The sequence below is a fragment of the Paenibacillus sp. OT2-17 genome (assembly GCF_009827695.1).
Classification (GTDB): domain Bacteria; phylum Bacillota; class Bacilli; order Paenibacillales; family Paenibacillaceae; genus Paenibacillus; species Paenibacillus polymyxa_B.
On the sequence record NZ_WUDQ01000010.1, the window covers coordinates 1 to 19,815 of the forward strand.

Genomic DNA, 19,815 nt, shown 5'->3' on the forward strand with positions numbered 1-19,815 from the left:
ATGACAAAAGCCAAAAACGGACTGGATAAAAACCTGTCTAACATTGTTGATGATTTGGAGCAACGTCCAGTTAATAGTCATCAGGCACAGCAAGTGCAGCAGGATCGTAATGATCGCCGTCATCAGGATTCACTAAATCACGATAAAACGGAAGATCTACACCATCTATAGTCCTATTTTTAATGGTAATAAACGGATTCGTTGATGTACCAAAAATATAGACTGAGAATGGAGGATGCATAAATGAGCAAGCCTAAAGCCATTCCTGTTCCCGAAGCACAGGATTCTGGTGGAAGTAACGAAAAGCGTGAGCGTAGTCATCAGCAGGAGCCGTTATCCGGTTCCAAGAAGGTGAAACAGCGGAATCACGTGGATCACCATAATAGAGAAGGCTCATAAGCAGGCAGACCTTTCTCCTAAAATATATTGCATAGTGTAAGACACCCTGGTTAGAGAGCCAGGGTGTCTTTGTGCTTATTGTAAGAAAATTTTCCAATAAGTGTTTCGCCGTTTGAGAATATGAGTTAAAATAGAGGGTGTGTATTTTTTTTGTTAGCATAAATAAAGGGGTTAAATACGAGAGGAGAGAATCTACACAATGAGTAAAAAGTTATCCGTCTTGGTACTCACTATGGTGTTGCTTATGACGGTAGCCCTGGTAGGTTGTAGCAAGAAGTTAGAACCGAAGGAAGCTGTTACTACCGGTACAGCTAATGCAATGAAGTTGAACTCTTATGAATCCAAAAGTCAATTCACGATTAAGGAACTGACCATTACATCCGCTTCTGTTCCAAGTGAGCAAAGTGCAATGGTAACTAGCATGCTGAAAAATGCTGATATTACGCTGGATGGTGTATACCAAAAAGAACCTTTCCAATCTGAAATGACGCTCGGCATTCATTTGAAAGGTGATCTTTCCACCAGCTTCACGATTCCAATGGTAATGACTAAAGATAAACTGTACGTTAAAATTCCTAATATTCCATTTTACCCGCTTCCACAGGATGTTGTAGGTAAATTCCTGATCATTGATCCACAAGAACTGGCTAAACAATCAGGACAAGAATTTAATCCTGCAGCCATGGATCAGGAAAAATCGCAGAAATTTGCGAATGAAGTGATTGCTGCTATTATGAACGAGTATGATCAAGCTACGTACTTCTTTGATATTGATCCTAAAGACGCTAAATTGCCACAAGGCGTTGAAGCTAAACAAGTAGTTCAGTTCAAAATAACGAACGACAATGTGAAGCAAGCGACCAATACATTTATCACTAAGGCGCTTCCTAAAGTCCTTGATGTGATGTCTAAAGATGAATATGCTGGCATGCTTCAAGTGAAGAAGGAAGAGCTGGCTGAAGCGAAGAAAGAACTGCAATCCAACACCAGCGAAGTTAGCAAAAAGCTGGATGAGTTGAAAAACTATTTGACGGTGAAACAATTTGACATTAACACAGCTTTGAACAAGGATAACATTCCTGTGTATCAAGACCTGAATGCGAATGTAGAGATGAATGATCCGGCTACAAAAGACAATGTGAAATTGTCCGTAACAGGCTACACGCAATACAGCAAAATCAATGCTAAAGCAGCATTTAAAGTGGGTATTCCAACAGGTGATCAAGTCCTGACTATGGAACAACTGCAACAAAAAATGCAAACTGTTGCTCCTTAATTATGGGATGACATGATTGCAAAACATCATTTTTTTCGTATATGATGTAAGAAAACCGCTCGGCATAAGCCGGGCGGTTTTTTGTTTACTGTTAATGTTGTCCCTGTGCAGTCATTTAGCTCTGCCACACGTCATCCTCAGCCAAAAGTCCAAACATCTGGTGATCCTGCCATACGCCCTGAATCTGTATAAGCTTGCGAGCAATGCCTTCTGGCTGGAAGCCGCATTTTTTTAATACACGTTGTGAGGGATCATTATGCAAAAGGGTACCCGCTTGGAGACGATGTAGAGATAAGGCACGAAAGGCATATTGTATGATCAACTTTAAGGCAGCGGTCATATGCCCTTTACCCTGTTCATGATGATCCATCATGTAGCCGATATCAGCGAATTGTCCAACTCCACGTACTAGATTGGAAATAGAGATATAACCGATGAGCCGTTCTTCCTTTAAGAGAAAGATACCGAACACGTAACCTCGATCCTCTTCGGCCTGACGCAATTTCTGACGGATATAATCCTGCTGTTTCTCTAATGTGAAAAATGAATCCTCGTAAAGCGGCTCATAAGGCGCATGGGAATCCCTATTACGGTGCCTAAGGGCGAGAAGGGCTTCGCTATCCGCCAAGCTAAATGGCCGTAAAAAGATACCTTGAGGCGTATTATACAAGCTCATAGGCATGGGTTGGTCTCCTTCCATGGGGAATTAGCAATGAGATGAAGTGTTTTGGACTTTTCCCCCTCAGGATGAGGATGGGGGAGGAGATAATCTGGCTGCCGCTCTTTTTTGCCGGAGATGCCGAAAAAAGCTCGTTAGCAGCGAGGCGCATTCCTCCTGCAGTACACCACTAGTTACTTCTGTACAGTGATTAAACCGAGGCTCCTGTAATAAATTCATCAGCGTGCCTGCGCAGCCTGCCTTGGGATCTGTAGTTCCGTATATCAAATGGGGAACCCGTGATTGAACAATGGCTCCGGCGCACATTGGACACGGCTCCAGAGTGACATACAGCCTACAATCCAGCAGGCGCCAAGCGCCTAAGTGCTCACTGGCCTGACGAATGGCAACCATCTCTGCATGTGCGGTTGGGTCAGCATCCGTCTCGCGCAAATTGTAGCCGCGACCGATGATTTCATTATCTTTTACGATGACAGCCCCAATGGGGACTTCACCTAACGTTTCTGCCTTATATGCTTCCTGAATGGCTTCTTTCATCCAATAGGCGTGATCCATGGTGGTCACTGGGAAAATGCTCCTTTCAAACGCGGAATTATCCAACGAACAAATATTCCGTTGTTAACATGATGTGAATAAAATTGTGGATAACATGGCACTTGTCCACAGGTTTATCCACAGTTTATAATAAAATCTGTGTATTTGTGGACTACCTGTGGATGATTATCTTATTATATTGTAGGCAAACGCCCGTCTATTGACAATACTGTACACAAGGTGTGTATTTATGTATATCCGGTAAATGTAAATGCTGGTATCAGAGGCGCTATTACGGTATCATTGAGTTAGCAATTGCCAGTAATCGCCAGCATACGGCAAGAGGTGAGAAATCAGTGTGTCGATAAAAATCAGAATAACGATCATTTTGTCGGGGTCCGTCTTGTTTATCCTGTTGTTAAACATCGCACTCAATTATTACACGACCCACGAAAATCTAAGAAGTGACAGTGAAACTAAAATGGTTCTGACCGCTAAAATTATCGGAGGAGCTATCGAACAAACCCAACATAGCTGGGAGGCCGTTGACAAACAGCTCGGATATAATCTGTGGCTTTCTGCCACGTTGGCTGCCAATCAGCTCGATCCTGACATCCGAAATATTCAGCAGGAACAGCTTCAACAGATAGCCACACTCCACAGGGATATTAATATTTCTTTGATGATTCGAGACGGGCAGGGGTATAAGGTTGTCAAATCCTCCGATCCTAAAGAAGTAACGCCATCCGATCCATTGACCGGGCATTGGAAAAATGCAGTTGACCAATTATATGAGCATGGACAGGCTGCAATGGCGCAAGGTCAGAAACTGAATCATTTTTGGACCGGATCATTTGACTACACGGGTTCAGACTCCTCACATATTAATAAATGGGGATTTTATTATGACCAAAAACGTAACTACTTAATTCGAATTTCCTTTCAGGATACTTCAGTACAAAATTTCATAACCATCCTGAGTCCCGATGAGATCGTAAAGCAAACCCAACAAGTGGATTATCGCATCATGGAGATTACAGGAATTAACCCTGCAACCTTTGGTGGCGCTACGATGGACAAGAACGGGAACGACTGGAAATACTATTACATGTACAACAAACCGATCCAATTCGGCACGTATCAACTAACGAGAGTGCAGGAGGATCGTTTGGCCGTGTCCAGGGCTATCATCTCGGGGGAGAGTATTGTACAAGACTGCTATATTAAAGGCGAACGGGTTCTCGTCAGTTACATACCTTTTTATCCGGCTAACCGTGATGCCTATGTTATCCGTATTGTTATGAATTATGATACGATCACTTCTGTTATTTCCAAGCAATTGATTAGTTTAATTGCCATTTCTATTGTCCTTTTAGAGGTTGTGATCATTGGAAGCTATGTTCTTGCCAGTCTGTTTGTCCGTCCAATTCAGTCGATTCTGGGCAAAGTGAACGAGATGGCTGATGGTCATTTTGATACACGGCTAGAAATCAAGGGTGGTCATGAGCTTGCACAGTTGGGTGAGCGCATCAATGCGATGGCCTACAATTTGGGGGTGTATACGAGAAGACTCGAACAAATGTATGAAGAGAACCGTTCTGTAAAGGAGCATCTGGAATCGGTTATTAATCAGACAGCAGATGCGATTCATGTGACTGATGAAGAGGATCGTGTCGTTCGGGTCAATCATGCCTTCGAAGCTTTGTACGGCTGGACCAAGAAAGAGTTGGTTGGTCGTAAGCTGGAGTTTGTACCTCCGCAGCAACAGGAGGAGTATGAATTTCAGAAGAAGAGCCTGCTTCAGGGAGAGAGCATCGTATCAAGTGAGTCCCTTAGAATGCGTAAGGATGGAAGTACGGTAGAGATTAGTATGAGCACGTCTCCTATTCTGGATGAAGAAGGCCAGATTTTGGGGTTTATCTGCGTGTCGCGTGATATCACGGGTCGCAACCGGATGGAGGAGCTGTTGCGCAGATCAGAGAAACTGACAACCGTCGGACAACTAGCGGCAGGCGTAGCGCATGAGATTCGTAATCCGCTAACCACGCTACGTGGCTTTCTCCAACTACAGCAGCAAAATCAAGTGTTGAATATGAAACACAACGATATTATGATGTCTGAGCTGGATCGCATTAATTTGATCGTAAGCGAGTTTTTAATTCTGGCGAAGCCACAGGCGGTGCATTTTCAGAAAAAAGATGTTCGCTATATTGTGAGCGATGTGATTTCTTTACTAGATAGTCAGGCGCATCTGCTGGGCATTGTATTCAATCTTCAGGTCACGGACGAGCCTGCCCTGGTATACGCCGAAGAAAATCAGTTAAAACAGGTATTCATTAATTTACTTAAAAATAGCATGGAGGCTATGAGTAAAGGTGGTATCATCACGATTCATTTGTTCTTGGAGGGAGAAAGCGTTAAAATCTTCATACGGGACCAGGGAACGGGTATTCCTGCAGAAATGCTGTCCAAGCTAGGAGAACCTTTTTTCACAAACAAAGAAACAGGGACAGGACTAGGACTTATGGTCAGCCAGCGTATTATACAGAGTCATAAAGGCACACTGGATATTGAAAGCACAGAGGGAGAGGGAACGACAGCCCTGGTGCAGCTTCCGATTGCCAAGCCGGAGTAACGGGCAGGGGCGCAGGAGGAAGTGTGTTAGTAGAAATGGAGGGTACACAGGTTGCGCATTAACAAGTTTATCAGCGAAACCGGTTTTTGCTCGCGCCGGGAGGCGGACAAGCTGGTAGAGAGCGGCAGCGTGACGATTAACGGCGAAGTGGCCGTGCTGGGTAGTCAAGCGGAGGAAGGCGATGATGTTCGCGTGAACGGCAAGCCACTGCGCGAGAAGTCCGATCACGTCTATATTGCATTGAACAAGCCGGTGGGCATTACAAGTACAACGGAGAGCCACATTAGAGGCAATGTTGTTGATTTTGTGGGGCACCCGCAGCGGATATTCCCGATTGGACGCCTGGATAAGGATTCGGAAGGTCTCATTTTACTTACCAATGATGGAGACATTGTGAATAAGATTTTACGGGCAGAAGGCAAGCATGAGAAAGAATATATCGTAACAGTGGATCGCCCTGTCATACCATCTTTTGTGCAGGGCATGTCCAGTGGGGTGAAAATACTCGGCCAGCGAACGCTACCTTGTGAGGTGACGCGTGTATCTGAGTATGTATTCCGTATTATCCTGACTGAAGGGAAAAATCGTCAGATCCGGCGTATGTGTGCTGCCTTCGGTTATGAAGTAAAAAAACTGCAACGGCTGCGAATCATGAATATTCGGTTGGGGTCCCTTCAGAAAGGTGCCTGGCGTGATCTGACAGAGGCTGAGAAGCAGGAGCTTGGCCAGATGCTCGATTATACGCTTAGCTAATGCCAGAGGAGTTTCGTATAGCCTACAGCGTATGATCGTGTACCTGACAGGGCCAGAAGTACAGGAAGCATAAACAAAGAGGCACCAGCTGCATAAAAATGCGGCGGTGCCTTTGTTCATATAACATATGCATAATCAACCTTCACTCGAGCTTGAGGTAGGACTGATGACTTGTGTCCCGTTCTGATATTTGCGGAGAACAGATATTTCAACACGACGGTTTTTGGAGCGTCCTTGACCATCTTGATTGCTTGCCAATGGACGATACTCGCCATAACCGATGGATACAAACTTGGTTGGATCGAGATCTGGATTGAGCAACAAGATACGCAAGAAATTCAGAGAGCGCTTGGCGCTCAAATCAAAGTTGGACGGGAACTGGCTGTTGGAGATCGGTACATTATCCGTGTGACCCGATACGATAACATCATAGCCAGGGAACTGCTGAAGCATACTAGAAATAGACTTGGCCAGCTTTCTTGCTTCCGGCTTTACTTCGGCCTGCCCGGATGAAAACAAGGCATTATCACTAATGGTGATCATCAGCTGTGATTGGTTCAGCTTGGTATTCAGCAACGGGGTCAGGCCGTTATTTTGAATGTATTGATCCATTTGTTTTTTAAGTTTTTTTAAATCTTCTTCTTCCCGCTGGGCCAACTGTTTTTGCAGTTCAGAGGTAGAAGTAGCCTTCGATTTTAAGGGTTGTGATACTTGTTCTTTATTTTTGCCCATATCCATGGATTGTGACGACGGATTCGCGGCCGAGTGATCCAGCACGCCAGTGCCGCCACTAAAAGCTGCACTCAGGGATTGAGCCATAGTTTCAAATTTTTTGGCGTCGAGCGAGCTCATACCGAATAAGACAATGAAAAGAGCCAACAGAAGGGTCATTAAGTCGGAATATGGCAACAGCCAGCTTTCGTCAGCATGCTCTTCATGCGGTTCATGTCTCTTTTTACTCACTGGAATCGCCATCCTTCTGGGTCATCGTAGCCCGTTCGGTCGGAGTCAGGAAGATCGTCAGTTTCTGACTGATGGCAATCGTCGATATCCCCGATTGAATGGAAAGCAGACCTTCGACCATCATTAATTTAAGCTCCACTTCTTTTTTGGATAACCGTTTGAGCTTGTTGGACATCGGATGCCACAGGACATAACCTGTAAAAATACCGAGCAACGTCGCAATGAAGGCTGCTGCAATGGCATGAGAAAGCTTTTCCATGTCACTAAGGTCGGCCAGAGCGGCGATCAGACCTACAACCGCACCGAGTACCCCGAGCGTTGGAGCGTACATACCAGCTTGAGAGAAGATCAGCGCGCCAGAGCGATGTCGGTCCTCGGTAGCATTGATATCCTCCATCAGAACGTCCCGTACGAATTCCTGATCATTTCCGTCAATAATCATTCGCATGCCGCCACGCATAAAGGGATCGTCGATTTCCTCTACCTTAGATTCCAAGGCGAGCAGACCTTCACGACGGGTAATGGATGCCCACTCGGTAAACGTACCGATGAGCTCTTTGCGGTCTAACAGTTTTTGTTCGGTGAAAATAACCTTGAACAGCTTCGGAATCCGTTTGATTTCTGCCATCGGGAAGGCCATAAATATACTCGCTGCCGTTCCGACGAAAATAATCATGTAAGCAGCGGGATTATTGACCAGATTGACGACCGGAGCGCCTTTTAAGATCATCCCGACGACCAGTGACATAATCCCGAGCACAAGTCCGATAATGGTTGAAATTTGCATGATACACCTCATCCATGAGAATAGATTTTGAATCCTTTCATGCCGCCGGGGTCGTCCTTGCCCCAAGCGCGTCATTACAAGACGGATTATAGTATTTATCGACAAAACTCTCTTTTTTGTTAAGTGCGAATTTCCGGTATAATAAGGTGATTATGTATTGAATGGCGGAACCATTGGAGGAAATGGCATGGGAGTAAAGCATGGGCGTGAGTATGAACAAATTTTGAACGATTTGACAGAGGCTGTGGGACGCATCCCAGACAGCTATGAATTTTTTGAGATGGAAGCAGAAGATTGGGACAGGCTGGACCCGGCGGGACGCCAGGAAGTCAATGAAGCTTTGGCAGAAGACTTATTTTATGCACTGGGTACAGAGCCCATAATCACTGTAGGCAGTGGCGTTGTGATCTATGAGCCGGAGCAGCATCGTATCTATGTACTCATTGGAGACGAGGAGCTGACGTCAGTCCCATTGATTTGAGGTCCGTCTTATGGATTTATCAACGGGGCCGTGGTAATATGTACACCAATATATCGTAGTTTTGGCCGTATTTAAGCGGTCGAAAGGCTTCCGTATAAACGGGGAGGAGTTCGTAACATGCCTTTTACACAAGAAGAGATTGAAGCACATCTGGAGAAACTGGAGGGCTGGGAACTGGAGGAAGGACGTTGGATCGTTCGGAAATATAATTTTTCCAGTTTTATGAAAGGGATTGCATTCGTGGATGAAGTTGCCGCTATATCTGAAGCATTCAATCATCATCCATTTATTACGATTGATTACAAGACCGTGACTCTGCGTTTGACCTCTTGGGACGACGGCGGTATTATGGCCGTGGATATTAAGGAAGCCCAACAATATAATGAAGCTTTTGAAAAAATGCGCAGCAGTCATTGAGCTTGTAATGATCTGTCGTATGATGATAAAAGCGCCTTCGCTATACAACATCGCGGTTGTATGCCGAAGGCGCTTTTATCATAGAACCTGGGTTTGGTGCTCGGGACGATATACCATACAAAAAAACGGTTTTTTGCCATCGGGAGTCTGGCGTTCATAGGTATCTGTAAGCTCAAATCCAGCCGCCTTGTAAGCCCGGATAGCGCGCCCATTCCAAGTGAGTACCTCTAGATCAATTTCATTCTTCGGGTTGCGTCGTTGGGCTTCCTCTGCAATGGCACGGACAAAATCAGAGCCTTTGCCATGTCCGCATCTTTCAGGATGCATTCCAAGACCTAGCCGGGTCACACCGATCATAGGAAAATATTGAGCAAATCCCGTCAGCTTATTCTCTTCATCCAGTACGGCAACATATTGCTCTTGGCGAAGCGTGGGACTTCCAAATTCGACTTCAAGCGCCTTCATTTGTTCCCAGGGGAGCCAACCGTATATATTATAAGGTGGATCATAGCGCCACTCACAGATTGCAGCCGCTTGATGCTCGTCCATCGGTACGATCCGATAGTTGGATATTGAGGCCGGCATGTGTTCTATCCTCCTTTTACAGGTACTTCAATCATTAACAACAGATTGTAGACAAGTTGCAGGGGAATGGCAAGCGTGTTTATTTCATACTCAAGTCGGGTATACATTCAATAAGAAGGATTTACTGCTCATATGCTCCCCCAGCGCTGACGGTAAAACCGACGATGTTCGCTAAAATTGAAACCTTTTGAGGCTTCAGTTCGTCAGTAATGATAATAATTGCTGATGTTGTGGACATAAAAAGCCGCAATTTGATTCCGGCCAGAATCAAATTGCGGCTAAGGTTAGCTTGCTGTGCGTTAGTTATTCTACGTTGTCGTCATCAGGAATTTCTGAAGCTACAGAATGGTAAGCGTCTGTGCTCATAATTCTTTTTGCACCGACATAGCGGTTAGCGTAATAATTTTCGTTCAGTGAGCTAACTACTACACCACGTGAAGTCGAGGAGTGGGCAAATTTCCCTTCACCTACGAAGATACCTACATGAGAAATGCCTCTTCCTGTGGTGTTGAAGAACACCAGGTCTCCAGGTCTCATTTCATCGCGGGATACAGAAGATCCCATTTTGAATTGTGATCCGGATTGATGCGGAAGTTTAATTCCCAGTTTGTTGAATACATACATTGTGAAGCCGGAGCAATCGAATCCCTCGAGTGTAGTGCCTCCGCTTCTGTAGCTCGTTCCTTTGGCATCTTGAATGACCTGGTCCATCTTAGAGTCTGCATATGCACTGCCGCCACCGAATGTAAAAGATGTAAAGGCAATGGCAAGACCCATAGCTGCGATCGTTAGCTTCTTCTTCAAAAAAAATATACCCCTTCCAATGCCTGCGAGGTTAGCTTAAGGATTCGGTAGAAGGTTCCCCTATGACCACTCTGTTGCGAGATCAATTCACCCAAACTGGTTCCCCCGCTTCCTAGGTGCCAGGAATTAGGCTTAACTTAAGATGTGCACCTTGGAGAGCAGTATTCACAATAACGTTATTTTTGAGATAAAGGTTACAATAAAGATTACAAAGTTGTTACTATCAGTTCACTGCGATTATTGTAACAAAGACGGCTGGCTTTGGCAAATGTTTCATTGCAAAAAGTTACAAAAAAAATCTGCTCCTAATGTCCCAGGAACAGATCTTGTTAACAGTATTCAGTTATGTGTCGTTTGCGCGGATATGAATCAAGATTTTTCGACAGACGGAAATGAAGTAAAAAACATAAAGGCAGGGCTTAGCTTCTACTGGAGATATCGGTATGCCATAGTCTGTACTGCGAACTGATATGCCACAGCCTGACCAGACTAGTAACAAAATGATACGATTGCTGGAGAATGAGCGCCAGCATACCAGTCCAAATCATCGCTATGGTGCCAAATAGACCGAAGACCAGCAGCACACAAGCACCGAGCAAAAGAGATATACCGACAGCTGGGAGGAGCTGGCGAAAGAAGGCGAGCAGGGACGATAGTATGGCGTGACCACCGACAGTCCCCAGTTGCATATACAGGATGCACTGCCGAATGAACCATCCGTAAGCCATCCACCCCATGGCATAGGGCAACAAATGAAGCAGGTAAGAGGGAGATTGAAGCGTTCCTGCTACAATAGGGTAGAGTCTCGGTACTACCCAAAAGGCGGGAAGCAGCAGCAGTCCCAACTCGATGGTGTAATACAACAACGACGACATGCCATGGCGTTTCATACCCTTGAAAAAGGACAGGCTTTGCGGTTCAGTCGCATCGGTATGCAGGCTTTGATATATTCCGGCTCTAATGAAGGGAGTGATCAGTATGCGTAGTACAGTCGCCCCTAGTAGTATCCACAAATACACATGTACTTCCCGGCTGTCCATCAGAGCAATCTGGCTCTCCATCCAAAACAAGGTCTGTCCCAGCTCGTTTTGACCCTGATCAGGATAACGGAGCAGTAGCGGGATAACGGCAGACTGCACCAGCCGATAGAGAAACACCCCCCACAGTAGTCGATACAGAAATAAAATGATAACGATATAGAATCGTATGCGCACCAGCGCCCAGCCCTCTTTTATAACAGTCCGCATCTATAGACACCTCACCATGACAGACTTCCAAGCAGTGTTTCTAACAGCTTGGTTACACTTACATTCCAACGGGTTTGTTGCTTTTCGTCCAATTCGGCTTTTAGGCTATTGTTAATGTGCTTGTTCTCCAGTGCAATGGTATATAGAGGATCAAGGGTTACATAGGAAACGGGAGAAGTACTTTTGATCCGAAAAGTTGTGCTTTTGCCCGCGCCGTCCCAAGCCTTGAATATCGTGGTACCATCCTTGAAGGTAAATTGGACAGGGATCTTGGGATAATCCGCCCCTTTTTTGCTGACCGTCACGACTGCTTCATATCCATTCTCCAGCTTTTGGTTCGTGATATGATCCACCGAAAAGTCCGCCATCTGGCCGTCATATACATACTGTTCAAAATAGTGGCTCCATGAGCGTCCGGTGGCTCTCTCCACGATACGTTGAAAATCCTGGGAGGATGGATGCTTGAATCGGTACGTCTGGACGTAGGTCCGCATAATCCGATCCATTTTTTTCATACCCACCTGACGTTCAATGCCCCGTAGTACCAGCTTGCCTCGAGAGTAGGCGTTTTGCGCGTACTCAGCAGCCGAGCCGTACTTCCATGACTCGCGGTTTAGCGGCTGTGGGGAGGCTATCTGTCCCGATTGTAATGGCAAGTTGGGGGTAAGCCCATATTCTTGCTCCATAAGCCGCTCCTCTGCATAGGAGGTGAAGCCTTCATCCAGCCACGGCTCCTCAAATTCGTTATTGGCTACCATTCCGTAGAAATATTGATGTCCAATCTCATGAACTAATGTTCGTTCCAGACTATAGCCAGGATTTAGATTACCCGCAGCAGCGGCTGTGATGAGTGTCGGATACTCCATACCGCCGGCTCCATTGCCTGATTTGGGTGGAACCACGATGGCTAGGGTGGAATATGGATAAGGCCCGTACCATTTGCTGTAGTACGAAAGAGCGGCCTTCGCTGCGCTCATATAGCGCCCTTTGAGCTCCTTGTGCGACGGGTCAAGGTAGAGCTTGATTTTGACACCAGGGACTTCAGCAGAAGAAAAGGGTTCTTCTACGGTTACAAAGTTGGGTGAAGCGGACCAGGCAAAATCGTGTACATCATCGGCATAAAATTGATATATTTTTTGGCCGTTCTGTCGGACGGCACCACGGGTGGGAAATCCGGTCGCTGCTACGATATGAGTTTCAGGCACCCGAATCCGTACGCTGTAAATTCCAAAATCGGCATAAAACTCGGAGTTACCATGATACTGGTGGAGGTTCCAGCCCTCTTCGGCGCGTCCACGCTGCCCTGCAGTCTCGTAGACGCTGAGCTTCGGGAACCACTGTCCTGCCATTACAAAATCATCTGTCGCACCCATACGAGCGAAGATGGCGGGCAGTTTTACCTCAAACTTCATATATAATGTGATTTCTTCGCCACCTCGTACCGGCTTGGGTAGACGCACCTTCATGAGCGAACGGTCGCCTGCGTTACCGTCATCTGGCTGCACATATTGGATGCGGTGCATGAGAGATAAACCGTCTTCTGTTTTTAGTTCAGTCAGCGTCATGGAGCCAAAGCCGTCTTTGGGCATGGTGTCTTCGCGCAGCTTTCCACCGGATTCCTTCATAAAGGTGGTTTCCATGGAAGAGAAGGCATTCGGGTATAGATGAAGATACAGATCATTCACGGTTTTCTTGCCCGGATGCCTCCAGGTCAGTGTCTCAGTGCCTCGCAAAACCTGTCCTTTTTCCAGAGACACATCAATGTGGTACTCTACCACCCGTTTGCTGAGGATTTCTGTAGCGGGCTGTGGAGGGTTCTTGGGCAGGTCAGGCAGGATGTTTGCCCCTAGAGGCTTGCCCATATTTGGGGCAAGCGCAGACTCAGACAGAGAGCCGTATAGTGGTTGGCCTATGGACTGCGGGTCGGATTGCGATTGGGGCTGCCAGGCAAACCATAACGTCCCTGCGAGGAGACCGAGGGCTAGTGTAGACAATAAAACGATTTTAGTGCGTGCTGGGGTCATACAATGGATACCTCCCGTTGACAAGCATCTACAGCATGTATATGTTTGCTTTCAGGAGATTATTAGTTAAAATATTTATAGTGTAGAATGAGTGTGAAGACGGAAAATGGAGGTCTAGTGACGCATGAGTGAAAATCAGCCGGACGGCAAAAAACAGATTGCACTGAACATTGTCAGTGGCAAGAGTAAACATAAGGGTTTCGGCGCAGGCTCAATCGACCTGAACAGTATGTCCCCGGTCATCATTGACCGAGGAGAAGCGAAAATTGATATCGGTGCCATGCATGCCAAAAGTAAAGTAGAACGTGGTATCAAGTTCTCTACGAATAAAGAGGATGTACCGAATGGACGGCAGGTATGGCTCGTATGGGTAGCCGTGGATCGTACGCCCGAAGGACGTATGTACGGCGGCGCCACCGCCTGCGAGATGCTGATTGACGACGAAGCCAAACGCGGCTGGAAAATCCTCGCCGATCACGTCAACCGTATGGATTACGCGCTCAAGCGTCGTTTCATGCTGGATGATCTCGGCAGCGAAGATAGAGCAGCGCTTAAAAGCCTGCTAATTTCGCATAACGAGGAATGGTGGGACGCTTCGCCTGAGGAATTGAAGCAGGCGCTGGAAGGATAGGCCCAGCGTTAACGCAGTAAAAAAAGCAGCCACTTCTGTGGGCTGCTTTTTTTATTTATCTGAGTTGACACTAACCTTTTAGTAAGTAGTTGTCCTGAAAGTGCATACTTACATATTTGTAGCGCTCACTTTATACTCAAAAATAAATAATACTTAAGGAGGACAATTCTTTGAAAACTCTTGTTATCGTTACACATCCAAGCATCGAGGCATCTGTCATAAATAGGCGATGGGTAGAAGAACTCAAAAAATATCCAGAAAAGTATACTATCCACGAATTGCATAAGGTTTACCCTGACGGGAACATTGATGTGGAAAAAGAGCAGCACTTCATTGAATCACATAGCAATCTCATTTTACAGTTCCCAGTTTATTGGTTTAACAGTCCGCCTCTCCTTAAAAAATGGCTTGACGATGTTTTTGTTTATGGCTGGGCTCATGGTTCAAATGGAGGTGACAAATTAAAGAATCGTAAGGTTGCTTTAGCAGTATCTGCCGGAAGTAAAAAAGAAGATTATAGTGAATAAGGAAGATATCGCCATACACTTGAGCAGCTATTATCTCCTTTTGAAACAACCTTCCTATATTGCAATGCAGATTATCGTTCGTTCTTTGCGTTTTATGGTACAGAAAAAGAGTCTGGCGAAAATGAGATTGGTACGTCCGAAAGCGAATTGGAGAAAAGCGCACGAGATTATTTGAATTTTATTGACAGCCTGTAATAGGAATGTCTATTGCTGTCCGTCCTCCAGAGCTGGCAAACCATTTTCCTCTCCCCACTCGCACATCATATTTAATAATGGAATGAGAGAAAGGCCACGTTTAGATAGTGAATATTCAACTTTTGGAGGGATCTGGGGAAATTCCTTGCGTATGATAAGGCCATCTGCCTCTAGCTCTTTTAACATGATGCTTAGTGTTTTGAAGGAAATGGTACCGATACTTCGCTTCAGCTCGTTATGTCGCATAACCTTATTTTCAAAAAGCCAATATATAATGATCATTTTATATTTACCGCTTATTAAGGACAACGTATATCCAAAGCCAGTGTCTTTTAGGACCACGCCAGACGGAACACAGGGTTCACTCATAAATTACACTCTCCTTTAGGTAAGTATATAATATGAATGTGCATACTTTACAACTGATCATTATGCAATTTTAGTGAAAGGGTGTAAAGTATGCTCGCTATAAAATGTTTCTGTATCTTTAAATGGAGTGATTCTAGAAACGGAGAGAAGCATCTTGACATCCTGGAAAGGCATTCACTATAATTCAGATAGAAATCGCTTCCACTCCTCTTTTTATTCATTTTGTGGAACCGGTTCCTTGAAAAATGTAGTTAAGTCCTACTCACTGTTTATGAATGTAATCTCTAAATAAGGTGGCATCGTTATGTTTAAATGGTTGAAAAAGAAGGCGGCTCCTCGTATTGAAGAATTCGACATGGTAGCACCAATCAAAGGAAAAGTGGTTTCCCTTGAAGAGGTTCCAGATCCTGCGTTCTCTACGAAGGCTATGGGGGAAGGCATCGCTATTCATCCGACTGAAGGTAAAGTGACTGCTCCTTTTACGGGTAAAGTCGTCCACGTGATGGAGAAAAGTAAGCATGCTCTGATCATTGAGCATGAATCTGGTGTACAAATTTTGATACATGTCGGGATTAATACAGTTTCCCTCAAAGGACAAGGGTTTAACCCTCACGTTCAAACAGGAGATAACATTAAAGCAGGGCAATTACTGATGGAGTTTGATCTAGACGCGATTCAACAGGGGGGATTGCCTGTAATTACTCCGGTAATCGTTCCAGACGGGCAAGAGATGATCAGTCATGTGGAGATCTTGGAAGGAACATCTGCCTCTTCAGAAGTACCCGTATTAAGAGTCCACTTAAAAGCCTAGTTCTCATTCAGAAAAGACTAACCAGGAATTCCTGGTTAGTCTTTTCTTTAGATGATTCTCTGATCGGTCAAGGATCGGGCATGATCATGTGATCAAAAGCTAGGATTCACATATTTCAGATATCCGCTGATTACAATTGCCTTCGTACAGCCCTCCATGAAAGCAGATCACTTTTTTAATATCATAAGGCAGCAGGTTTTTAAGAGATTCTTTGGCCATATTGAAATCACAGCAGTATTGCGGGTCTGGAGCCAATAATTTGCTGCTTACTACGCGTAGAGCATCTCCTGCAATCAGGGTTTGACTGGATTTATGATAGAAACTTAGGTGTCCTGGTGTATGTCCAGCAGTATCTATAACTACGATCCCCCCACAGAAGGGTAATTCCTCTCCGGCAACGATGGTGGAGTTTACAATAGCCTTTGGGGGATTTTCAAGTGTACGCCGGAATGCATGTCTCCATTCTACCGGAACGGATTCGGGCATGGAGCTTACAGCTTGGTCTATTGCTTCTGGAGTCAGCTTTATAAGCTGTTTTTCTCCTTGTATATAAGGCCTTTCGATAGAACTGGCTAATACTTGAACTGGGGATGAGGAAGCCCGGATTATATCTGCTAAACTGCCGATATGATCAAGATCCTGGTGTGTTATTAATATGGAGGTAAGTTTATGGATTGCTAATCCGGTGCCTAGAATAGCCTCATGTAAAAGTGAGAGTTGCCCGGGGTAAGCCGTATCAACTAAAATTATGTTATCTTCGTCCCACATTAAAGTGGGGTGAATACTCTCTATACTTCCCATGATGTTAGCAGAAACCTGGAGTATGTGTATTCCCTTGTCTAATTGCATCGAATCCCTCCCATAAGAGTTGATGTAATACAAAGGAATCGTATCATGAAATCTAAATATGTAAACCTATATTATATCATAAAAATAATTTTTTGTAAATATGTAGAATTTTAAATTTGTGTGACAGTTAGGAGTGATGACGTGAAGAAAATTTATTTTGTCAGACATGCCCAAGCAACAGGACAGGAACCAGATGCCCGACTTACCGATGAGGGTACCCGACAAGCTGAGCAGTTGGTTGATTTTATGGAGAATGTAGGTGTGGAATATATTGTGTCCAGCCCGTGGAAACGGGCCGTGCGAACCATTCAGCCCTTGGCTGAACGGAAACAGTTGCAGGTGTATACTGATGTACGTCTCCAAGAACGGGTACTTAGCCATGAGCATTTGGATCATTGGCTGGACGTGCTGGAACAGACCTATCTGGACGAGGACTTGAAACTGGAGGGAGGGGAATCATCCCGTGAAGCAGTAGATCGAGGAATCCAGCTTGTTCAGGAGCTTATAGAGCGGGCCGAAAAAACGGTTATCATTGTAACTCATGGAGCTTTACTATCTCTTCTCATTCGACATTACGATCCGCAGTTTGGGTTTGAGGACTGGAAAAAGCTTTCGAATCCCGACGTGTATTTGCTAGAACTGAAAGAAGCAGAAGCCAAGATTCACAGAGTGTGGAATACGGGTTGAAATAAATAAAGCACGTTCACCATAAGTGCAGAATGGAATCGAAAGGGGAGGCGCATGTTGAATGCAAACCGTTTTTTAGAATTAGAAAAGGCGTTGTTTCAAGCTTGGTCTTTGGAGTCTAGCTCTAAATGGACAGCAAATAATCCTGCGGCTGGACAATGTGGTGTCACAGCGCTTGTCGTTCAGGACAGGCTTGGCGGCGATATTTTGAGGACATGGCTGGATAGTGGCTGGCATTATTACAACCGCATTGGTGAGGACATTATAGATTTTACGAGGTCGCAATTTTCAATCCCTCCACAGTATCAGGATGTATACTCCAACCGGGAGGAGGCTTTTTCGGACACCAATGCAGGGCAGTATGCAGCCTTAAGTCAGAGATTAAAGGAATTTCTAAACGAAGAAGAATAAGGGGATTTAAATCTGGATGCAGTCATAAAGACGTGATTTTTGAACCTGATCCAATGGAAGGTACTTTTTGTTGCCGAATATACGTTAAAGAGCTGAGTAATCAGTAAAATTTTTGAAGATAAAAGCTGTATTTACGTTATAAAATGAGCTATACTGAGGTAAGAATAGTAAAGGAGTCGTGCGCTAACACGACTCCAGTATACAACCACTGCTTTAAGAGCAGTCGGCAGTAGGGTCCAACAATAGACCGTTACCTTGGATCGGGGCGGTCTATTTCTTTTTCATGTAGGTAAGCAATGTTTCTTTAGAAAAAAACTAATGCAGCCAATGGCCGGGAATGCTTAGAGAAGGGGGCAGTTTGGTTTTACAATTGCCCTTAGCCGAATTTAATTGCGCTTGTGTAAGGAAAATACTTCCTTCCAGATTAGCTTCACTTAAATCAGCGTCTCTAAAATCCGCACCGATAAGGTCGGTCATTCTCATATCGGCTTCTCGGAGGTCAGCAGCAATAAGTAAAACTCCTCTCAAATTGGCACCCCTAAGATTGGCGCCTCTCAAATTTGCCCCGATAAGGTCTCTACTCCTGATTTTTTTACTATATTTATTGCGCTCTAAGTTTTTCTTACCTTTTTCTCGTACTAACTCACTTGTTTGTAAAAGTAAATCATTGACTAACGCCCTATGGGTTGGTAGATGAAGAACTATGAGGGATTTTGGATCTTGATTCGTAAGCTGCTCGATTTTCGCCATAGTTTTTTGTAAGTCTGTATAGATGTGGTGAGTTTCTTTTAAGTTAAGGGCTTCATTTAGGTAATAAAGCATTTCATGAAGCTGTTGCATGATGGGAAATATACTGAACATTTCCTCAGCTATTGCCGGGTCGTCTCGCCAGCTTTTTCCGTTGTATGTAACTTGGGAAATTTTTTGACCTGCTCCAAAGCAATCATATACCGTACAGCCTCGCAAGCCGTTGTTTCTTAGATTCTTATGAATATCACAACGATAATCCGCATTTAGGTTTTGACAAGGAGTTCCTCCATCCTTATTAAAAGCAAAATCAGCTGATTTTGCATAGGGTAAGGCTACACAGCATAAACCAAAACATTGTTCACAATTTGCACTATACAATAAACACACATCCTTTTACTGGCACCTATTAAATGTAATATTACCAAAAAAAGATGGAGCATGGTCTATTGTTTTTTCATAGACTTCTAGAGTCTGCTGGATCGTTTAGAGAAGAAATTTAGTCTTTTGCCAGGTTCAATTGCCATGAGACTCCGTATTTATCTTCAACCCACCCAAATTGTTGGCTTACGGGAGAGGCTTCAAGGGGCATTAGAACTCGGCCTTCCTGAGATAGCTGGTCAAACACGCTATGGATTTCTTCTTCCGAATCACAAGTGACGAATAGCGATAGAGCTGGGGTAAAAGGGTGTTTGTTGTGATGATTTTGGTCTATAGCCATAAAAGTCTGCCCTTTGAGGTTGAATACGGCATGTAACACGGTCCCATCTTCCTGATGAAAAATGCTCATAATACCAGACGGCTTAAATACAGAGGTATAATATTGCATGGCTTCTTCTGCTTGACCTGAGAACATGAAAAATGTTGTAATTTTTGGACTGGAATCTTGCATGAGATCAACTCCCTAGACTGGATCGTAGATGATAACATCTTTCCTCTTTTTTAATAGAAATATTCAACAGTGGAGAAGTGCTTCATAAAGAAAGGTATGCAAACATGGGAAA

At 44.7% G+C, this 19,815-nt stretch carries 22 protein-coding genes, 1 pseudogene and 1 riboswitch; of the genes and pseudogenes, 11 read left to right on the forward strand and 12 right to left on the reverse strand.

Features of this window, described 5'->3' with window-relative positions; translation table 11 throughout:
* Nucleotides 1-243 precede the first annotated feature (243 nt).
* Entirely contained in the window at nt 244-399 is a 156-nt protein-coding gene (locus GRP75_RS04825; RefSeq protein WP_025720032.1) for a small acid-soluble spore protein P, read from the forward strand.
* A gap of 199 nt (nt 400-598) precedes the next feature.
* Entirely contained in the window at nt 599-1,675 is a 1,077-nt protein-coding gene (locus tag GRP75_RS04830) for a hypothetical protein (protein WP_160788736.1), read from the forward strand.
* 115 nt (nt 1,676-1,790) lie between these two features.
* Here the strand turns inward: GRP75_RS04830 and GRP75_RS04835 are convergent, their stop codons facing one another.
* Together GRP75_RS04835 and tadA are read right to left on the reverse strand one after the other, a co-directional pair.
* The gene (locus GRP75_RS04835) at nt 1,791-2,357 is read right to left on the reverse strand and encodes a GNAT family N-acetyltransferase (protein ID WP_160788737.1); all 567 of its coding nucleotides are present in this window, start codon (nt 2,355-2,357) and stop codon (nt 1,791-1,793) included.
* A gap of 60 nt (nt 2,358-2,417) precedes the next feature.
* Nucleotides 2,418-2,918 carry a tRNA adenosine(34) deaminase TadA gene (tadA, locus tag GRP75_RS04840; protein WP_053324343.1) on the reverse strand — a complete coding sequence of 167 codons (501 nt, stop codon included), beginning with the start codon at nt 2,916-2,918 and terminating at the stop codon, nt 2,418-2,420.
* 328 nt (nt 2,919-3,246) lie between these two features.
* Between tadA and GRP75_RS04845 the strand changes: the two genes are divergently transcribed.
* Nucleotides 3,247-5,523 carry a PAS domain S-box protein gene (locus GRP75_RS04845; protein WP_160788738.1) on the forward strand — a complete coding sequence of 759 codons (2,277 nt, stop codon included), beginning with the start codon at nt 3,247-3,249 and terminating at the stop codon, nt 5,521-5,523.
* A 51-nt stretch (nt 5,524-5,574) separates the two neighbouring features.
* Nucleotides 5,575-6,276, forward strand: coding sequence for a 23S rRNA pseudouridine(2604) synthase RluF (gene rluF / locus GRP75_RS04850; protein WP_028542602.1), 702 nt, complete (start codon nt 5,575-5,577; stop codon nt 6,274-6,276).
* Between the two features lie 135 nt (nt 6,277-6,411).
* Here rluF and motB read toward each other — a convergent pair whose 3' ends face one another.
* Both motB and motA read right to left on the reverse strand, forming a co-directional pair.
* Nucleotides 6,412-7,239 carry a flagellar motor protein MotB gene (motB, locus tag GRP75_RS04855; protein WP_025723781.1) on the reverse strand — a complete coding sequence of 276 codons (828 nt, stop codon included), beginning with the start codon at nt 7,237-7,239 and terminating at the stop codon, nt 6,412-6,414.
* A complete protein-coding gene (gene motA / locus GRP75_RS04860; protein WP_013308185.1) occupies nt 7,232-8,026 on the reverse strand; it encodes a flagellar motor stator protein MotA in 795 nt (264 codons plus the stop codon). The genes motB and motA overlap by 8 nt, the downstream gene beginning before the upstream one ends.
* 187 nt (nt 8,027-8,213) lie before the next feature.
* Here motA and GRP75_RS04865 point away from each other — a divergent pair, with 187 nt between their 5' ends.
* Together GRP75_RS04865 and GRP75_RS04870 are read left to right on the forward strand one after the other, a co-directional pair.
* Nucleotides 8,214-8,507, forward strand: a complete 294-nt coding sequence (locus GRP75_RS04865) for a hypothetical protein (protein ID WP_028542600.1) — start codon at nt 8,214-8,216, stop codon at nt 8,505-8,507.
* Between the two features lie 117 nt (nt 8,508-8,624).
* Entirely contained in the window at nt 8,625-8,924 is a 300-nt protein-coding gene (locus tag GRP75_RS04870; RefSeq protein WP_007428083.1) for a 4a-hydroxytetrahydrobiopterin dehydratase, read from the forward strand.
* A gap of 78 nt (nt 8,925-9,002) precedes the next feature.
* On the opposite strand, the gene GRP75_RS04875 is transcribed toward GRP75_RS04870, so the two are convergent.
* From GRP75_RS04875 to GRP75_RS04890, 4 genes are all read right to left on the reverse strand, one after another.
* Nucleotides 9,003-9,509, reverse strand: a complete 507-nt coding sequence (locus GRP75_RS04875) for a GNAT family N-acetyltransferase (RefSeq protein ID WP_068939352.1) — start codon at nt 9,507-9,509, stop codon at nt 9,003-9,005.
* Between the two features lie 303 nt (nt 9,510-9,812).
* Nucleotides 9,813-10,313: a C40 family peptidase gene (locus tag GRP75_RS04880; RefSeq protein ID WP_025723776.1), complete on the reverse strand. Its 501-nt coding sequence runs from the start codon at nt 10,311-10,313 to the stop codon at nt 9,813-9,815.
* Between the two features lie 5 nt (nt 10,314-10,318).
* Nucleotides 10,319-10,456, reverse strand: a riboswitch (cyclic di-AMP (ydaO/yuaA leader).
* A 276-nt stretch (nt 10,457-10,732) separates the two neighbouring features.
* The gene (locus GRP75_RS04885; protein WP_160788739.1) at nt 10,733-11,560 is read right to left on the reverse strand and encodes a hypothetical protein; all 828 of its coding nucleotides are present in this window, start codon (nt 11,558-11,560) and stop codon (nt 10,733-10,735) included.
* A gap of 11 nt (nt 11,561-11,571) precedes the next feature.
* Nucleotides 11,572-13,584 carry a M1 family metallopeptidase gene (locus tag GRP75_RS04890; protein ID WP_160788740.1) on the reverse strand — a complete coding sequence of 671 codons (2,013 nt, stop codon included), beginning with the start codon at nt 13,582-13,584 and terminating at the stop codon, nt 11,572-11,574.
* Between the two features lie 124 nt (nt 13,585-13,708).
* Between GRP75_RS04890 and GRP75_RS04895 the strand changes: the two genes are divergently transcribed.
* Nucleotides 13,709-14,215: a YwhD family protein gene (locus GRP75_RS04895; RefSeq protein ID WP_028542596.1), complete on the forward strand. Its 507-nt coding sequence runs from the start codon at nt 13,709-13,711 to the stop codon at nt 14,213-14,215.
* Between the two features lie 170 nt (nt 14,216-14,385).
* Nucleotides 14,386-14,937: pseudogene (locus GRP75_RS04900) on the forward strand (NAD(P)H-dependent oxidoreductase).
* 9 nt (nt 14,938-14,946) lie between these two features.
* On the opposite strand, the gene GRP75_RS04905 reads toward GRP75_RS04900, so the two are convergent.
* Nucleotides 14,947-15,306, reverse strand: a complete 360-nt coding sequence (locus GRP75_RS04905; RefSeq protein ID WP_025723772.1) for a winged helix-turn-helix transcriptional regulator — start codon at nt 15,304-15,306, stop codon at nt 14,947-14,949.
* Between the two features lie 304 nt (nt 15,307-15,610).
* Between GRP75_RS04905 and GRP75_RS04910 the strand changes: the two genes are divergently transcribed.
* Nucleotides 15,611-16,117 (forward strand): PTS sugar transporter subunit IIA, encoded by a 507-nt coding sequence (locus tag GRP75_RS04910; RefSeq protein ID WP_025723771.1) that lies wholly within the window; start codon nt 15,611-15,613, stop codon nt 16,115-16,117.
* A 99-nt stretch (nt 16,118-16,216) separates the two neighbouring features.
* Here the strand turns inward: GRP75_RS04910 and GRP75_RS04915 are convergent, their stop codons facing one another.
* Entirely contained in the window at nt 16,217-16,966 is a 750-nt protein-coding gene (locus GRP75_RS04915) for an MBL fold metallo-hydrolase (RefSeq protein ID WP_160788741.1), read from the reverse strand.
* A 141-nt stretch (nt 16,967-17,107) separates the two neighbouring features.
* Here GRP75_RS04915 and GRP75_RS04920 point away from each other — a divergent pair, with 141 nt between their 5' ends.
* Together GRP75_RS04920 and GRP75_RS04925 are read left to right on the forward strand one after the other, a co-directional pair.
* Nucleotides 17,108-17,653: a histidine phosphatase family protein gene (locus GRP75_RS04920; RefSeq protein ID WP_069290786.1), complete on the forward strand. Its 546-nt coding sequence runs from the start codon at nt 17,108-17,110 to the stop codon at nt 17,651-17,653.
* A gap of 57 nt (nt 17,654-17,710) precedes the next feature.
* Nucleotides 17,711-18,064 carry a YunG family protein gene (locus tag GRP75_RS04925; protein ID WP_160788756.1) on the forward strand — a complete coding sequence of 118 codons (354 nt, stop codon included), beginning with the start codon at nt 17,711-17,713 and terminating at the stop codon, nt 18,062-18,064.
* A gap of 315 nt (nt 18,065-18,379) precedes the next feature.
* Here GRP75_RS04925 and GRP75_RS04930 read toward each other — a convergent pair whose 3' ends face one another.
* The gene (locus GRP75_RS04930) at nt 18,380-19,192 is read right to left on the reverse strand and encodes a pentapeptide repeat-containing protein (protein ID WP_076161108.1); all 813 of its coding nucleotides are present in this window, start codon (nt 19,190-19,192) and stop codon (nt 18,380-18,382) included.
* A 118-nt stretch (nt 19,193-19,310) separates the two neighbouring features.
* Nucleotides 19,311-19,703, reverse strand: coding sequence for a VOC family protein (locus tag GRP75_RS04935; RefSeq protein ID WP_160788742.1), 393 nt, complete (start codon nt 19,701-19,703; stop codon nt 19,311-19,313).
* Nucleotides 19,704-19,815: the final 112 nt, after the last annotated feature.

What these genes read in the sequence shown, in the direction of transcription:
- motA (WP_013308185.1), bottom strand. Translation starts at nt 8,026, where the DNA reads ATGCAAATTTCAACCATTATCGGACTTGTGCTCGGGATTATGTCACTG.
- GRP75_RS04825 (WP_025720032.1), top strand. Translation starts at nt 244, where the DNA reads ATGAGCAAGCCTAAAGCCATTCCTGTTCCCGAAGCACAGGATTCTGGT.
- GRP75_RS04875 (WP_068939352.1), bottom strand. Translation starts at nt 9,509, where the DNA reads ATGCCGGCCTCAATATCCAACTATCGGATCGTACCGATGGACGAGCAT.
- GRP75_RS04865 (WP_028542600.1), top strand. Translation starts at nt 8,214, where the DNA reads ATGGGAGTAAAGCATGGGCGTGAGTATGAACAAATTTTGAACGATTTG.
- GRP75_RS04915 (WP_160788741.1), bottom strand. Translation starts at nt 16,966, where the DNA reads ATGCAATTAGACAAGGGAATACACATACTCCAGGTTTCTGCTAACATC.
- GRP75_RS04905 (WP_025723772.1), bottom strand. Translation starts at nt 15,306, where the DNA reads ATGAGTGAACCCTGTGTTCCGTCTGGCGTGGTCCTAAAAGACACTGGC.
- GRP75_RS04910 (WP_025723771.1), top strand. Translation starts at nt 15,611, where the DNA reads ATGTTTAAATGGTTGAAAAAGAAGGCGGCTCCTCGTATTGAAGAATTC.
- GRP75_RS04835 (WP_160788737.1), bottom strand. Translation starts at nt 2,357, where the DNA reads ATGCCTATGAGCTTGTATAATACGCCTCAAGGTATCTTTTTACGGCCA.
- GRP75_RS04895 (WP_028542596.1), top strand. Translation starts at nt 13,709, where the DNA reads ATGAGTGAAAATCAGCCGGACGGCAAAAAACAGATTGCACTGAACATT.
- GRP75_RS04935 (WP_160788742.1), bottom strand. Translation starts at nt 19,703, where the DNA reads ATGCAAGATTCCAGTCCAAAAATTACAACATTTTTCATGTTCTCAGGT.
- GRP75_RS04870 (WP_007428083.1), top strand. Translation starts at nt 8,625, where the DNA reads ATGCCTTTTACACAAGAAGAGATTGAAGCACATCTGGAGAAACTGGAG.
- GRP75_RS04890 (WP_160788740.1), bottom strand. Translation starts at nt 13,584, where the DNA reads ATGACCCCAGCACGCACTAAAATCGTTTTATTGTCTACACTAGCCCTC.
- GRP75_RS04885 (WP_160788739.1), bottom strand. Translation starts at nt 11,560, where the DNA reads ATGCGGACTGTTATAAAAGAGGGCTGGGCGCTGGTGCGCATACGATTC.
- GRP75_RS04830 (WP_160788736.1), top strand. Translation starts at nt 599, where the DNA reads ATGAGTAAAAAGTTATCCGTCTTGGTACTCACTATGGTGTTGCTTATG.